This is a genomic window from Nocardioides sp. (genome assembly GCF_036267815.1).
GTDB lineage: Bacteria > Actinomycetota > Actinomycetes > Propionibacteriales > Nocardioidaceae > Nocardioides.
Map to the genome: position 1 here is coordinate 23,625 of NZ_DATAVI010000007.1, position 14,491 is coordinate 38,115.

General features: G+C 71.6%; 13 protein-coding genes and 2 tRNA genes. 8 read left to right on the forward strand and 7 right to left on the reverse strand.

Translation table 11 applies throughout. The annotated features are described in order from the left end of the window. Nucleotides 1-83 precede the first annotated feature (83 nt). Both VHW64_RS01005 and VHW64_RS01010 read right to left on the reverse strand, forming a co-directional pair. Nucleotides 84-2,594, reverse strand: coding sequence for a polynucleotide kinase-phosphatase (locus VHW64_RS01005; RefSeq protein WP_329648633.1), 2,511 nt, complete (start codon nucleotides 2,592-2,594; stop codon nucleotides 84-86). Next, entirely contained in the window at nucleotides 2,587-3,996 is a 1,410-nt protein-coding gene (locus tag VHW64_RS01010; RefSeq protein ID WP_329648634.1) for a 3' terminal RNA ribose 2'-O-methyltransferase Hen1, read from the reverse strand. The genes VHW64_RS01005 and VHW64_RS01010 overlap by 8 nt, the downstream gene beginning before the upstream one ends. 217 nt (nucleotides 3,997-4,213) lie before the next feature. On the opposite strand from VHW64_RS01010, the gene VHW64_RS01015 reads away from it, so the two are divergent. The 3 genes from VHW64_RS01015 to VHW64_RS01025 all read left to right on the forward strand — a co-directional run bounded on the left by VHW64_RS01015 (nucleotide 4,214) and on the right by VHW64_RS01025 (nucleotide 7,515). Continuing rightward, nucleotides 4,214-5,302 (forward strand): alpha/beta fold hydrolase, encoded by a 1,089-nt coding sequence (locus tag VHW64_RS01015; protein WP_329648635.1) that lies wholly within the window; start codon nucleotides 4,214-4,216, stop codon nucleotides 5,300-5,302. A 123-nt stretch (nucleotides 5,303-5,425) separates the two neighbouring features. Then, complete coding sequence (locus VHW64_RS01020) at nucleotides 5,426-6,268, forward strand: class I SAM-dependent methyltransferase (protein ID WP_329648636.1); 843 nt, start codon at nucleotides 5,426-5,428, stop codon at nucleotides 6,266-6,268. 122 nt (nucleotides 6,269-6,390) lie between these two features. Continuing rightward, complete coding sequence (locus tag VHW64_RS01025; RefSeq protein WP_329648637.1) at nucleotides 6,391-7,515, forward strand: lactonase family protein; 1,125 nt, start codon at nucleotides 6,391-6,393, stop codon at nucleotides 7,513-7,515. A gap of 54 nt (nucleotides 7,516-7,569) precedes the next feature. On the opposite strand, the gene VHW64_RS01030 is transcribed toward VHW64_RS01025, so the two are convergent. From VHW64_RS01030 to VHW64_RS01040, 3 genes are all read right to left on the reverse strand, one after another. Further along, nucleotides 7,570-7,791, reverse strand: a complete 222-nt coding sequence (locus VHW64_RS01030; protein ID WP_329648638.1) for a hypothetical protein — start codon at nucleotides 7,789-7,791, stop codon at nucleotides 7,570-7,572. Then, nucleotides 7,788-8,423: a sigma-70 family RNA polymerase sigma factor gene (locus tag VHW64_RS01035; protein WP_329648639.1), complete on the reverse strand. Its 636-nt coding sequence runs from the start codon at nucleotides 8,421-8,423 to the stop codon at nucleotides 7,788-7,790. The genes VHW64_RS01030 and VHW64_RS01035 overlap by 4 nt, the downstream gene beginning before the upstream one ends. A 137-nt stretch (nucleotides 8,424-8,560) precedes the next feature. Continuing rightward, complete coding sequence (locus VHW64_RS01040; protein WP_329648640.1) at nucleotides 8,561-9,586, reverse strand: adenosine deaminase; 1,026 nt, start codon at nucleotides 9,584-9,586, stop codon at nucleotides 8,561-8,563. A gap of 44 nt (nucleotides 9,587-9,630) precedes the next feature. On the opposite strand from VHW64_RS01040, the gene orn reads away from it, so the two are divergent. The 4 genes from orn (at nucleotide 9,631) to VHW64_RS01060 (ending at nucleotide 11,857) form a co-directional block, all read left to right on the forward strand. Beyond that, nucleotides 9,631-10,272 carry an oligoribonuclease gene (gene orn, locus VHW64_RS01045; protein WP_329648641.1) on the forward strand — a complete coding sequence of 214 codons (642 nt, stop codon included), beginning with the start codon at nucleotides 9,631-9,633 and terminating at the stop codon, nucleotides 10,270-10,272. A 47-nt stretch (nucleotides 10,273-10,319) separates the two neighbouring features. Continuing rightward, nucleotides 10,320-10,395, forward strand: a tRNA-His gene (locus VHW64_RS01050). Nucleotides 10,396-10,439: 44 nt separating this feature from the next. Continuing rightward, nucleotides 10,440-11,387 carry a DUF929 family protein gene (locus VHW64_RS01055; RefSeq protein WP_329648642.1) on the forward strand — a complete coding sequence of 316 codons (948 nt, stop codon included), beginning with the start codon at nucleotides 10,440-10,442 and terminating at the stop codon, nucleotides 11,385-11,387. Continuing rightward, nucleotides 11,384-11,857 (forward strand): vitamin K epoxide reductase family protein, encoded by a 474-nt coding sequence (locus VHW64_RS01060; protein WP_329648643.1) that lies wholly within the window; start codon nucleotides 11,384-11,386, stop codon nucleotides 11,855-11,857. Before VHW64_RS01055 ends, VHW64_RS01060 begins: the two co-directional genes overlap by 4 nt. On the opposite strand, the gene VHW64_RS01065 is transcribed toward VHW64_RS01060, so the two are convergent. After that, nucleotides 11,854-12,810 carry a pirin family protein gene (locus tag VHW64_RS01065; protein WP_329648644.1) on the reverse strand — a complete coding sequence of 319 codons (957 nt, stop codon included), beginning with the start codon at nucleotides 12,808-12,810 and terminating at the stop codon, nucleotides 11,854-11,856. The two genes, VHW64_RS01060 and VHW64_RS01065, sit on opposite strands and share 4 nt — an antisense overlap. Before the next feature lie 124 nt (nucleotides 12,811-12,934). On the opposite strand from VHW64_RS01065, the gene VHW64_RS01070 reads away from it, so the two are divergent. Then, nucleotides 12,935-13,007 (forward strand) — tRNA-Lys (locus tag VHW64_RS01070). A 299-nt stretch (nucleotides 13,008-13,306) separates the two neighbouring features. Here the strand turns inward: VHW64_RS01070 and VHW64_RS01075 are convergent. Beyond that, nucleotides 13,307-14,488 (reverse strand): glycine C-acetyltransferase, encoded by a 1,182-nt coding sequence (locus VHW64_RS01075; protein ID WP_329648645.1) that lies wholly within the window; start codon nucleotides 14,486-14,488, stop codon nucleotides 13,307-13,309. Nucleotides 14,489-14,491 lie beyond the last annotated feature (3 nt).

A 14,491-nucleotide genomic window follows, 5' to 3' on the forward strand; every position in this document is an offset into this window, starting at 1 on the left:
TGCCACCGCCACACCGGCGGGAGGGCGTCGGGGTGGCCGCACCGCCGACCGCTCCGTCGGCGCGACCGGTCCTGCGAGCCGCGCTACAGCCGCGGGTCGACCGGCTCGGACTCCAGCGCGAGCACGCCGAAGACCGGCTGATGCACCCGCCACAACGGCTCGCCAGCCACGAACCTGGTGAGTGCCTCCAACCCCAGACCGTGCTCCCGGAGCGCCAGCGACTGCTTCTTGCCGAGGCTGCGGCTGCGCAGGACGTCGAGGGAGTCGAGGTAGTCGGGCCCGTAGATGATCCGGAGGTACTCGCGGCCCCGCACCTTCAGCCCGGGCTGCACCCGGGCGCCCGGCACGCCGTCCGGCTTGACGACCATGCCCTCCCCACCCGACTCGGTCAGACCCAGCCACCAGCTCACCCCAGCGTCGCGCGAGGCCTGGTCCGCGAGCTCGACGACGAGGTGCCGCGTGGGAGTCACGAGCTCGTGGTCCAGCGCGCCGAGCAGGTCGAGGTGCCAGCGGTGTCCCTCCTCGAGGGCCGGCAGTCGACCCTCGACGGCCAGCACCTGGAACGGCGCGAGGGTGATCCCCTCGAGGCCCTCGGTCGGCCGGCAGTAGGCCGCGTACGCCGCGCGGTACGCCGCCGCCGAGTCCGCGCGACGCGCCACCCGGTCCGACAGCTCGCCGACATCGAGCCCTCGCGCGGCGGCCGTGTCGAGCAGCGCGGAGACGGCCGGCAGGGCGACTCGCGCAGCGGCTCCGACCGATGCGTACTGCTCGCGGATCAGGCCCATCGCCTTCGCCGACCACGGCAGCAGCTCGCAGTCGACGACGAGCCAGTCGGTCTCCAGCGACTCGAAGAGCGGGGCGAACGCCGCACCGGCGCGCTCCACCAGCTCGCTGCCCAACTCGCCCTCGAAGAACGCGCGGCCGGTCCTCGTGTAGACGACACCCCTGCCCTGATCGGCGATCCCGAAGCGGCGTGCTGCGACGTCGTCGTCGCGGGCGAGCACGACGATGGCCCGCGAGCCCATGTGCTTCTCCTCGCAGACCACGCGGTCGACGCCGGCGGCGGCGTACGCCGCGAAGGCCTCCGCGGGGTGCTCGAGGAAGCCGTCGAGCCTCGAGGCGGGCGCGGGCGACATCGTGGGCGGCAGGTAGACCAGCCAGCGCGGGTCGACGGCGAACCGGCTCATCACCTCCAGGGCGGCCGCGGCGTTCTCGGCGGGGACCTTGACCCGACCGGCGAACGCCGTGTCGAGATACTGCGTGCCGGAGACGTCGCCGTGGTCGAGGACCGACGGCTCGCGCGACGTCGACGGGGCCACCAGCGGTCGCACCGGCTCGTACCACTCGCGCTCCGCGGGAACCGAGACCAGCTCTCGCTCGGGGTAGCGCAGCGCGGTCAGCATGCCGCCGAAGACCACGCCCGTGTCGAGGCAGATCGTGTTGTTGAGCCACTCCGCCATCGGGACCGGCGTGTGGCCGTAGGCCACCAGGGCGCGCCCGCGGTAGTCCTGGGCCCACGGGTAGCGGACGGGCAGTCCGTACTCGTCGGTCTCCCCCGTCGTGTCGCCGTACAGCGCGAACGAGCGCACGCGTCCCGACGCGCGCCCGTGGTAGGCCTCCTTGAGCCCGGCATGGGCGACCACCAGGTCGCCGCCGTCCAGGACGTAGTGGCTCACCAGGGCGTCCATGAAGCGGAGCGCCTCCGCTCTCAGCTCGTCCGGCTCGGCAGCGAGCTGGGCCAGCGACTCCGCCAGCCCGTGCGACACCTGGACCTGGGCGCCCTTGAGAGCACGCACCAGCTTGGCCTCGTGGTTGCCCGAGACGCACAGGGCGTCGCCGGCCTCGACCATGCCCATCACCAGGCGCAGCACCCCCGGCGTGGCCGGGCCGCGGTCGACCAGGTCCCCGACGAACACTGCGGTCCGGCCCTCGGGATGCCCTGCGCCGATCGCGCGGCCGGCGTCGTCCAGATGCAGCTGCCAGCCCAGGGTCTCCAGCAGGGTGCGCAGCTCACCCAGACACCCGTGGACGTCGCCCACGATGTCGAACGGCCCGCTGAGCTGTCGGCGGTCGTTCCAGGACGGCTCGCGGACCACGGTGACGGCCGCGATCTCCTCGGTGCCCGACAGCACGTGCACCCTGCGGAAGCCCTCCCGGCGCATCCGCCCCAGCGAGCGGCGCAGCTCGCGGGCCTGCCGGCGGACGACGTAGGCGCCGAAGTCGCGGTCGGTCCGCGCGAGGTTGCGCTCGACCGCGACCCCCTCCGGGACGTCGAGCACGATCGCGTCGACCAGGACGTCGTGCTCCTTGGCCAGCCGGACCAGCTCGGCGCGGGCCTTGGGCTGGACGTTGGTCGCGTCGACGACGGTCAGCAGCCCCCGCCGCAGCCTGGTCCCGGCGATGTAGCCGAGCACGTCGAAGGCGTCGGCCGTCGCGGACTGGTCCAGCTCGTCGTTGCCGACCAGGCCCCGGCAGTAGTCGCTGGAGAGCACCTCGAACGGTGCGAAGTGCTCGCGGGCGAAGGTCGACTTGCCGCTCCCGGAGACACCGACGAGCAGCACCAGCCCCAGCTGCGGGACGGCGATCTCAGCCACGGCGGAACACCCCCAGCTGGGTGGGCGCACCGAGCTCGACATCCTCGTCGCCGATGCCGCGCAGCTCCACGTCGTACCCCTGGGTCGCCGCGACCTCGCGGCACCACGTCGAGAACTCCGCCCGGGTCCACTCGAACCGGTGGTCGGGGTGACGCCTGCCGCGCAGCAGCTCGTAGCGCACGTTGTACTCCGCGTTGGGCGTCGTGACGAGCACCGAGGCCGGCCGCGCGTGGGCGAAGACCACGTCGACCAGCGCCGACAGGCGCGAGGGGTCGACGTGCTCGACGACCTCCATCAGCACCGCCGCGTCGTACCCCGCGAAACGCTCGTCGCGGTAGGTCAGGGCTCCCTGGAACAGCCGCACCCGCTCGCGCTGCCGGTCGCCCAAGGTGTCGAGGCGAAGCCGGCGCGCCGCGACGTCGAGCGACGACGCCGACACGTCGACGCCGGCCACCTCGGAGTAGGCCGGGTCGTCGAGCAGCGCGCGGACGAACGCGCCACTCCCGCAGCCCAGGTCGATCACCCGCGAGGCCCCGAGCTCGCGCAGCACCCCTAGCACCGCCTCGTGCCGCCGGCGGTTGAGCGGGACCCGCGCCGGCTCGGGCTGCGTCGCGTCCTCCGCCTCAGGGGGCTCGAGCGCCTCGTCGTCGTCGTCCCCGAGCTCGGCGAGCCGCGCCAGGGCGATCCGGGCCAGGGCGATCCGGGCCAGGGACGCGCTGCGCGCGAGGTACCGGCGGGTGATCCACTCCCGCTCCGGGTGCGCGGTCAGCCAGGAGCCTCCTGAGCGGAGCAGCTTGTCGACCTCGTCCGAGCCCTGCCAGTAGTGCTTGCTCTCGTCGAGGACCGGCAGCAGGACGTGCAGCTGGTTGAGCGCGTCCGCGAGCCTGACCTCGCCGGCCAGCCGCAGCGAGACGTAGCGCGAGTCGCCCCACTCGGGGAACCGCTCGTCGAGCGCGAGCGGCTCCGCGACCACCTCCCAGCCCAATGGCTCGAAGACCCGTCGCGCCTGCTCGGGGCCAGCGCGGCACGGCAGCACCGGCACCTCGATCTCGAGCGGGATGGGACCGTCGGCCAGCTCCTGTCGCGAGTCGCAGCGACCCGACCGCGCGGTGCTGAACACGTCGGCGAGGCTGACCCCCAGCAGGGAGGACGCGGCGTACGACCGGTCGTTGACGTACTGGCCCAGGGAGAAGTCGGGGGTCCGGCCGCGGCGCCGGGCGAGCTGGAGCGGGTCGACCTCGAGGACCAGCGCCGCCGTACATCGCTCGTCGGTCGCCTCGGGGTAGAGCACCGTGGCGGTGCCGAACGGCTGGCTGAACCGCTGCACCCGGTCCGGGTGCTTGTGCAGGAGGTAGCCCAGGTCCCGGGCGGGACGATGGGTGGTCGACACGGTCAGCAGCACCCGCACAGTCTGCCCCGGGATCACGCTGACGGGGCTGTCCTCGCCGCGCTGACCCCTGGCCGGAACGGTTCATCGACACCAGGGGCCCCTGGTCCTTACGGTGTGGCCGTCCCTGGGGGTTCCCGCCCGGGGGGCGCATCCCGCGGTCCTCTCGACGTGCCCGGACCGCGGGGTGCGCGCGGAGCCGTCACCGTCGCCCGCGGGAATAGGATCAGGCATGGCCAGGTCGACCCGTCTGACCCCGCGGCAGGACGTCAGGTTCTGCCGGTCGGCCGACGGCGTGACCATCGCCTACGCGGTCCACGGCTCCGGTCCGCCACTGGTCATCGACGCCTGCTGGCTCAGTCACCTCCAGTACGACTGGGAGAGCCCGGTGTGGCGTCACTACCTTGCCGAGCTCGGCAAGATCGCCACCGTCTACCGGTTCGACGAGCGCGGTCACGGCCTCTCGGACCGCGAGGTCTACGACCACAGCCTGGAGGCCCGGATCGGCGACCTGGAGGCCGTCGTCGACGACGCCGGCCTCGACCGGTTCGCGGTGCTGGCGATGGCCCAGGGCGGACCCGTCACCGTCGAGTACGCCGTACGCCACCCGGGCCGGATGAGCCGGATCGCCTTCTACGGAAGTTTGTCAGGCCCTCGTGCCGTCGACCTGCCCGAGGACGCCGCGCTGGACGACGCCTTCACCCAGATGATCAAGGTGGGCTGGGAGCGGCCGACGCCGGAGTTCCGTCGGGTCTTCACGTTCCTGATGATCCCCGGCGCCACCGAGGAGCAGATGGGCTGGCTCGACGAGCTCCAGCGACGCGCGGTGACCGCCGAGGTGGCGGTGGTCGCCCGCGAGCAGCGCGGACAGGCCGACGTCACCCACCTGCTCGCCCAGATCGACGTACCCACCCTGGTGATCCACTCGCGCGGCGACCGGATGAACAGCTTCGAGTACGCGCGCCACCTCGCGGCCAACATCGCGGGAGCGCGACTCGTGGCGCTCGACAGCGACAACCACATCGTCTTGGAGGACGAGCCGGCCTGGCCGGTCTTCGTGCGCGAGCTCGCCGAGTTCGTCGCCGAGGACGCTGTCCCGGACCTCCCGAGCGGGCGTGACCCACGAGCGGTGCTGTCCGCGCGTGAGCTCGAGGTCCTCGGGCTGGCCGCGCACGGCCACGACAACGCCGCGATCGCCACCGAGCTGACGCTCAGCGTCCGCACCGTCGAGCGTCACCTCCAGAACACCTACGAGAAGCTGGGACTCCGCGGGAAGTCCGCACGCGCCGGCGCCGTGAGCCGTCTCCTCGCCACCGGGTGACACCACCCAGTCGCCAGCTCCTGTCGAGCAGCCCGGAATTGGGTGGTTGTGCGGATGTGGCGACCCTTGCGCCGCTCCTAGCGTCGTCGAGCAACAACCGACGACTCTTCGAGGGGAAAGCCCATGACCACCACCACCACGACTGCCGACGCCGACGCCGCTGCCGACACCGCCCTGAAACAGCGACACCGCGCCATGTGGGCGCTCGGCGACTACCACGCCGTCGCCACCGAGATCATCCCCGCGCTCGGGCCGGTGCTCGTCCAAGCCGCTCACCTCGGCCCCGCCGACGACGTCCTCGACGTCGCAGCGGGCTCCGGGAACGTCGCGATCCCGGCCGCCGCGACGGGCGCCCGCGTGGTCGCCAGCGACCTGACGCCCGAGCTGCTCGACCTCGGCCGGGCCGACGCCGAGGCCGCCGGGGTCCAGCTCGACTGGCGGGTCGCCGACGCCGAGGCGCTGCCCTTCGACGACAACAGCTTCGACGCGGTCACCTCGTGCGTGGGCGTGATGTTCGCGCCGCACCACCAGGTCGCCGCCGACGAGCTGGTCCGCGTGTGCCGCCCCGGCGGCCGGATCGCGGTGATCTCCTGGACGCCGGCCGGGTTCATCGGGCAGATGTTCGCGACCATGAAGCCGTACGTCGCGCCGCCCCCTCCGGGAGCCCAGCCGCCTCCGCTGTGGGGCGACCTCGCGCACGTGCGGGAGCTGTTCGGCGACCGGGTCACCGACCTGCGCGGCAGCCAGCAGCTGCTCCGGGTCGACGGCATGGCCGACCCGGCCGGGTTCCGCGAGTACTTCAAGCAGAGCTACGGCCCGACCATCGCGGCGTACCGCGGCCTCGAGGACGACCCGTCCCGCGCGGCCGAGCTGGACGACGCGCTGGATGCCCTGGTCGAGCGCTTCCGCTCGCCCGAGGGCACCGTGGACTGGGAGTACCTCCTGGTCGTCGCCACCGTGGTCTGAGCCGGCCGGACTCTCGGCGCGAGTTCTTACGAGAGTCCTACCGGCGAGCCGGACCGGGTAAGAACCCGGTCCGGCGCGGCGCCCACCCGGTGACACATCCGTGACACCACAAGGAGCCCCACATGTCCACGCTCACCCGACTCTCCATCGTCGCGACCTCGGTGGCGGCTGCCGCGACCGGACTGGTCGCCGCGCCGTCCCAGGCCGCGCCGCGCACCCCGGCCCACCACGTCGTCTTCGTGCAGAACGACGACCCCGCGGGCAACTCCGTCACCGCCTACGACCGCACCACGTCCGGCGGCCTGGCCCAGGTCGGCAGCTACCCGACCGGCGGCCTGGGCGGCGTGCTTGGCGGATCCGCCGTCGACCACCTCGCCTCCCAGGGCTCGCTGGCCTACGACCGCTCGTCCCACCTGCTCGTCGCGGTCAACGCGGGCAGCGACTCCCTGACCGTCTTCGCCGTCCACGGCGAGCGGCTGTCGCGTCGGCAGGTCGTCGGCAGCGGTGGCAGCTTCCCGGTCAGCGTGGCGGTCGACCGCGGTCGCGTGTTCGTGCTGAACGCGCGCGACGGCGGCTCCGTGCAGGGCTTCGCGATCGCCGACGGCCGGCTCGTGCCGGTCGCGAGGTGGCACCGCGGCCTGGGCCTGGACCCGACGCAGACCCCGGAGTTCACCAGCACCCCCGGCCAGATCGGCTTCACCCCTGACGGGAGTCGACTGGTGGTGACCACGAAGAACGGCGGCAACAGCATCCTGGTCTTCAAGGCGGGCTTCGGTCGCCTGGGCGCTCCGGTCGAGACGGACCTGCCGGGCACCGTGCCCTTCGGCTTCGACTTCGACGCTCGGGGGCACCTCGCCGTCACCGAGGCGGGCCCGAGCGCCGTCGCCACCTTCGACATCGCCCGCAACGGCAGCCTGACGGCTCGTGACCTGGCCGCAACGGCCCAGGCGGCCACCTGCTGGCTGGTGGCCTCCGGCAACACCGTCTACGCGTCGAACGCCGGCAGCGGCTCGATCTCGACCTACCGCGTGGGACGGGCGGGCGCGCTGACGGCGCTGGGGAACACCCCGACCGACGCCGGCACCGTGGACGCGGCCGTCAGCGCCGACGGCGCCTACCTCTACGTCGAGACCGGCGCCACCGGGACCGTCGACGCCTACCGGATCGGCCACGACGGCTCGCTGACCGCGAGCGGCTCGGTCGTCGTGCCGAACGCCGTGGGCGGCGAGGGGATCGTCGCCCTCTGAGTCAGGGGCTCCCACGGGCCGCGGCGACACCCGTCGTCGCGGCCCGGGCGGGCATCACCCGTCGTCGGAGAGCGCCGTGAGGAGTCCGACGAGGTCCTCGTGGCAGGGTCCGCAGGCGGCGAGGTGGACCGCCACGCCGGGGAGGCGCTGCGCGGCGACCTCGGGGTCGGCCGCCACCAGCTCGGCGTACACGTGGAGCAGCTCGACGGCCTCGTCGCAGCCGACGTCGCGCGGGTCGGTCTCGAGGAACCGGGCGATGGCCCCGGTGGCGTTCATGGTCGGTCACCTCCGGGCGCCGGATCCAGATACCCGTTGGCGACGAGCTCGGCGCGGATCTTACGTCTGGCGTCGAAGACGGTCTTGTACACCGCAGACCTGGTGACGCCGTCCCGCGCGCAGAGCGCGTCGAGGGGGACGCCGCCCAGCACCACCTCGACGAAGACCCTGCGCTGTCGCTCGGTGAGGGACCTCTCGACGGCCGACCGGACGACCTGCACCAGCTCGCGTGCCTCCGTGACCTGGTGCGGGTCGACGCCGAGCCGGTCCGGGAGCGCGTCCCACTGCTCCTCGTCGAGGCTGGCAACGGGCCCGCGCCAGTACTGACGACCGAGCGCGTGGGAGACCTCGAGGATCACGAAGCGGTAGGCCCAGGTCGTGAACCGGCTCTCACCCCGGAAGGTGTCGAGCTTGGCCAGGATCGCGAGCATCGCGTCTGCCGCCGCCTGATGGGCGAGGTCGTCGGCGTCGGCCCCGGCCAGCGAGGTCGCACGCCTGCGCAGCTCCGAGCGAGCCAGCCTGAGCAGCCGGTCGTGCAGGGCGGTCAGCCCGCTCTCGTGGTCGGGAGCGGCCCGGTCGAGCACCCGGAGCCACTCGGCCGACTCCTGGTCGGGACCGGTGGCCGACTCCATGAGGCAACCCTAGCCAGGCCACGACACGCCGCCGCGGGTCCGACGATGTCCGCGCCCCTCACGATCCAATGGTGGTGGCCCGGCGACGTATGAGATCGCCGGGCCTGTGCTTTTTCCACACCGGTGGCGCCGCTGGGTCAGATGCCGGAGTAGGTCTCGATCTCGTCCAGGAGCGCGCCCTTGACCTCGGCATCGGCGAACGACGCGCGCACGGCGGCCCGGGCCAGGTCGGAGAGCCCGGCCGCGTCGAGGTCGAGCAGGCGACCGGCGATCTCGTACTCCGCGTTCAGGCTCGTGCCGAACATCGACGGGTCGTCGGAGTTCACCGTGATCGTGACCCCGGCGTCGCGGAACGCCCGGATCGGGTGCTCCTCGAGGCTCGCCACGGCCCGCGTCGCGAGGTTCGAGGAGGGGCAGACCTCGAGGGGGATGCCGCGCTGGGCGAGGTGGGCCAGGAGCTTGGGGTCCTGTGCGGCGGACGTGCCGTGCCCGATCCGCTCGGCGCCCAGCACGCGCAGGGCGTCCCAGACGGTCTCGGGACCCGTGGTCTCGCCGGCGTGCGGAACGCTGTGCAGCCCGACCCGACGGGCCGCGTCGAAGTGCTGCTTGAACTGCGGCCTCGCCACCCCGATCTCGGGCCCGCCCAGCCCGAAGCCGACCAGCGCCTCGACGCGGTCGTTGGTGGCGAACGACAAGGTGGCGTCGGCGGCCGGCATCCCGCTCTCGCCGGGGATGTCGTAGATCCAGCGCAGCACGATCCCGAAGTCCCGCTCGGCCGCGATCCGGGCGTCCTCGATCGCCTCGGTGTACGCCTCGATCGGGATCCCCTGCTCGGGGTCGTGCGGCAGCACCGAGGTGTACGGCGTGCATGTCAGCTCGGCGTACCTCACCGACTGCGTCGTCGCGAGCTCGCGGGCGACCTCGTAGGTGAGGTAGCGGACGTCCTCGTCGGTGCGGATCAGCGAGACCACCGCGAGGTAGACGTCGACGAAGTGGGCGAAGTCGCGGAACTCGAAGAACCGGCGCAGCTCGTCGGGGTCGACGGGGACGACGCCGGGATGTCGCATCGCCAGCTCGGAGACGATCGCGGGTGACGCGGACCCGACGTGATGGACGTGGAGCTCGGCCTTCGGCAGCCCGGCGATGAAGGAGGACAGATCCACGAGACCGCAGTCTGTCAGAGCGACCCTGGGTAGGGTGGTTGGTTGTGAACGAGCGGCTGGTGTGGATCGACTGCGAGATGACGGGGCTCGACTACGTGTCGGACGCGCTGATCGAGATCGCCTGCGTCGTGACCGACTTCGAGCTGAACCCCCTCGGCGAGGGCGTCGACCTCATCGTGAAGCCGCCTGCTGAGGCGGTCGCGCAGATGGACCCGTTCGTGCACTCGATGCACGAGAAGTCGGGCCTGCTCACCCAGTTCGACAGCGGGATCACCCTGCCGGAGGCCCAGGAGCAGGTCCTGGCGTACGTGCGCGAGCACTGCGCCGACGGCTCGCGGCCGCCCCTGGCCGGCAACACCGTCGCCACCGACCGCGCGTTCATCTCCCGTGACATGCCCGAGCTCGACGCGTTCCTGCACTACCGGATCGTCGATGTGTCGTCGATCAAGGAGCTCGCCCGGCGCTGGTACCCCCGCGCCTACTTCGCCGCGCCGGCGAAGCGCGGCAACCACCGCGCGCTGGCCGACATCCTCGAGAGCATCGAGGAGCTGCGCTACTACCGGGCCGCCATCTTCGTGCCCCAGCCGGGTCCCGACAGCAGCGGCGCGAAGGCGCTGGCCGACGAGCACGGCGGCTCGCTGACGGCCTTCCCGGCGGATCGCCCCGATACGGAGCCGACCGTGTAGTTGTCCTACACTTCCTCACTGTCCCCGGCAGCGTCCGGGGCCGCATGGTGGGTGTAGCTCAGCTGGTAGAGCACCTGGTTGTGGTCCAGGTGGTCGCGGGTTCAAGTCCCGTCACTCACCCCACGAACCGCCCACGATCCTCATGGGCCACTGGGCATACTGGTGCCATGGCGAACAAGGACCAGCCGTCGACCCCTGCCCAGACCTCGGGCACCAGCAAGAGCGCCGGCAAGGCAGCGCGGCGGCAGGCGGCTCAGGCCGAGCTCCGCCGCGTGCAGCTCCAGCAGCGGCGCAACCGTCTCGTGTGGATGGGCACGGTGGTCGTCACGGTCGTGGCGATCTTCGCCGTCGTCATCGTCTTCGGGATCATGCGCAACGGCGGCTCCGGGGCCAAGACCACGGCAGCCACCGCCAAGCTGACCAAGACCATGGCGAGCATCCCGAGCTCGGCGTACGACTCGCCGAGCGTCGTGATGCCGACCAACCCGCCGGTCAGCCTGAACGGCGCCACGCCGCTGACCGAGGGCGGCAAGCCGCGGGTGCTCTACGTCGGAGCGGAGTACTGCCCGTTCTGCGCCGCCGAGCGGTGGGCGATGGTGTCGGCCCTGTCGAGGTTCGGCACGTTCACCGGTCTCGGCCAGACCACGTCCTCGGGCCGTGACTACGCGCCCAACACGCCGACGCTGTCGTTCCACGGCGCGACCTTCACCAGCAAGTACCTCGTCTTCAAGGGCTACGAGACCCAGAGCAACCAGGTGCAGGGCGGCTCCTACGCACCGCTGGACAAGCTGTCGTCCGCCGACGGCAAGATCTTCGACAAGTACGACTTCTCGCCGTACTTCACCGGGTCGAACGCCCAGGGCGCGATCCCGTTCATCGACTTCGCCGGCAAGTACGCCTCGCAGGGGGCTTCGTACAGCCCCCTGATGTTCGCCGGGCTGACCCACCAGAAGGTCGCCGACGACATCACCGACCCGTCGACCGAGATCAGCAAGTCCGTACTCGGGACGGCGAACGTCTTCACGGCCGCCATCTGCCAGCTCACCCACAACCAGCCGTCGTCCGTGTGCAGTGCCTCGGGTGTCACCGCGGCGGCGTCGGCCCTGCCCCAGTGAGCACGACCCGCCGGGCGATTCCGATCGCGACCGTCGTCGTCGGCCTGGTCCTGTGCCTGGCCGGCCTCGGCGTCGCGACGTACCTCACGATCGAGCACTTCAACACCTCGCTGACCCTGGCCTGCCCCGACACCGGGACGATCAACTGCCAGAAGGTCACGACCAGCCAGTACTCCCACGTCCTGGGGATCCCGGTCGCCGTGCTGGGGCTGTTCTACTTCGTGGTGGCCCTGCCGCTGTTCACGCCGCAGGCCTGGCGCTCGCCGTCACCGGCCGTGCGGCTCGTCCGGTTCGGCTGGGTCGGTGCCGGGATGGCGATGGTGCTCTACCTGGTGTGGGCGGAGTTCTTCGGCGTCAGCGCGATCTGCCTGTGGTGCACCAGCGTCCACGTCGTCACGTTCCTGCTGTTCTGCCTGGTCGCCTTCACCGAGGCCTGGGTGCCACCGGCCCACCCCGCGCAGGCTTCCTAGCCGCCTGCGCCGGGGATGTGACCGAAGCTGCCCTTCTGGAAGTCCTCGTAGGCCTGGAGCACCTCGGACTTGGTGTTCATCACGAACGGGCCCGCCCAGGCGACCGACTGGCCGATCGGCTTGCCACCGACGACGATCACGTCCAGCCTCGGCGAGCGGCTCTCCTGTGAGCCGTCGGCGGTGATGGTGACGTAGTCGCCGGAGCCGAGCACCGCGGACTGCCCGGTGTGGACCTGCTGTCCGTCGGTGCCGGCCGTGCCCTTGCCGTTCAGCACGTAGACCAGCGCGTTGAACCCCGGGTCCCATGGAAGCTCGAGGCGGGCGCCCGGCTCGATCGTCGCGTGCACCAGCGCCATCGGCGTGTGCGTCGACCCCGGTCCGCCTTGCGGACCGACCTTCCCGGCGATGACCCGCACGAGCGCCCCCGCGTCGTACGACGAGACCAGGGCGACCTCGCTCGCCCGGATGTCCTGGTACTTCGGCACGACCATCTTCTCGTCGCTCGGGAGGTTCACCCACAGCTGGATGCCGTGGAACAGCCCGCCCTGCTGCACCAGCCACTCGGGAGGCGCCTCGATGTGCAGGATCCCGGCGCCGGCCGTCATCCACTGCGTGTCGCCGTTGGTGATCGTGCCGCCGCCACCCTGGGAGTCCTGATGGTCGAAGACGCCGTCGATCATGTAGGTGACCGTCTCGAAGCCCCGGTGCGGGTGCCAGGGCGTGCCCTTCGGCTCACCGGGCGCGTACTCCACCTCGCCCATCTGGTCCATCATGATGAACGGGTCGAGCAGGCTCAGGTCGATGCCGGCGAACGCGCGGCGCACCGGGAAGCCCTCTCCCTCGTAGCCCTGCGGCGCGGTGGTCACCTGCAGCACGCGGCGCGGCCGGTCGGCCAGGCCCGGCTCGGGCAGACGGGCGAGCGTGGTCAGGTCGTCGACGGTCACTGCGGGCATCGTGCCCACCTCCTCTGGACTGTGCCGAGCCAACGGTAGTTGAATCTTGAATATTCCGGCAGCCTCGCCGTGGGATTGGGACCCACCCGGCCTCGCTGGTAGCCTTGACCGCGCTTCACGGCACGCGCCATTAGCTCAATTGGCAGAGCAGCTGACTCTTAATCAGCGGGTTCGGGGTTCGAGTCCCTGATGGCGTACCGACAGCGGGTGCTAAGCCCGGAGGTTCCCCAGCTCGACTGATCGCAGCGTCGCTGCCGCCTTCACGCACGTGGGCGTCAGCGAGACAGTCGCGGTCGAGCCAGAGACGCCGGTCACCGACAGGGAGTAGTGGTTAGGTCCCCCCTGCGGCCGAGCTGTTCGCGACGCTCTTGGTCTGGTACGTCAGGCCGAGGTGGTAGGTGCCCGCCGTGGCCGCCTTGAAGGTCACCTTGTACGCCGTGGGACCGCCGGTGACCGTCGTGGCCCACCTGAGCCCGTCTGGTGACGTGGGCCGAGCTCACGACTCCACGTGGGAGCGTGCGCTGACGAAGGCCCGGACGCAGGTCTCGACGTCGTCGGCCGAGTGCGCCGCGGACAGCTGGACGCGGATCCTGGCCTTGCCCTTCGGCACGACGGGGTAGCTGAAGGCGATCACATACACTCCGCGCTCCAGCATCGCCTCGGCGATCGCGCCTGCCAGCACGGCGTCGCCGAACATGACCGGGGCGATCGGGTGCTCGCCGGGCAGGATCTCGAAGCCCTCCTCGCCCATCCGACGCCGGAACAGCGCGGTGTTGTCGCGCAGCCGGCTGCGGGCGTCGTCACTGCCCGCGACCAGGTCGAGAGCGGCCAGCGAACCGGCCACCACCGACGGGGCGACGGCGTTGGAGAAGAGGTACGGCCGCGACCGCTGTCGCAGCAGCTCGACGAGCTCCGCGGGTGCCGAGACATAGCCGCCCGAGGCGCCCCCCAGCGCCTTGCCGAGCGTTCCCGAGACGATGTCGACGCGGTCGCGCACCCCGGCCAGCTCAGGTGTGCCGGCGCCGGTGTCGCCGACGAAGCCGACGGCATGGGAGTCGTCGACCATGACCAGCGCGTCGTACCGCTCGGCGAGGTCGCAGATGTCGGCCAGCGGGGCGAGGTAGCCGTCCATCGAGAAGACCCCGTCGGTGACGATCAGGCGTCGACGCGCTTCGGAGGCCGCGACCAGCTGCGCCTCGAGGTCGGCCATGTCGCGGTTGCGATAGCGATAGCGGGTCGCCTTGCAGAGCCGGACGCCGTCGATGATGGAGGCGTGGTTCAGCTCGTCGCTGAGCACGGCGTCGCCGTCGTCGAGCAGGACCTCGAAGAGCCCGCCGTTGGCGTCGAAGCACGAGGAGTACAAGATCGTGGCCTCGGTGCCGAGCAGCGCGGAGATCCGGCGCTCCAGCTCGGTGTGCTGGGTCTGCGTCCCGCAGATGAAACGGACGCTGGCCATGCCGAAGCCCCACCGGTCCAGCGCCGCCTTGGCAGCGGAGACGACCTCGGGGTGGTCGGCCAGCCCGAGGTAGTTGTTCGCGCAGAAGTTCAGCACCGAGCCGTCGGTGACCTCGACCCGCGAGGACTGCGGCGAGGACAGCTCTCGCTCGGCCTTGTACAGCCCCGCGGCCCGAATCTCCGCCAGGGTCTCGCGCAGCTGCGCCCCGACCTCGCCGTACATCGG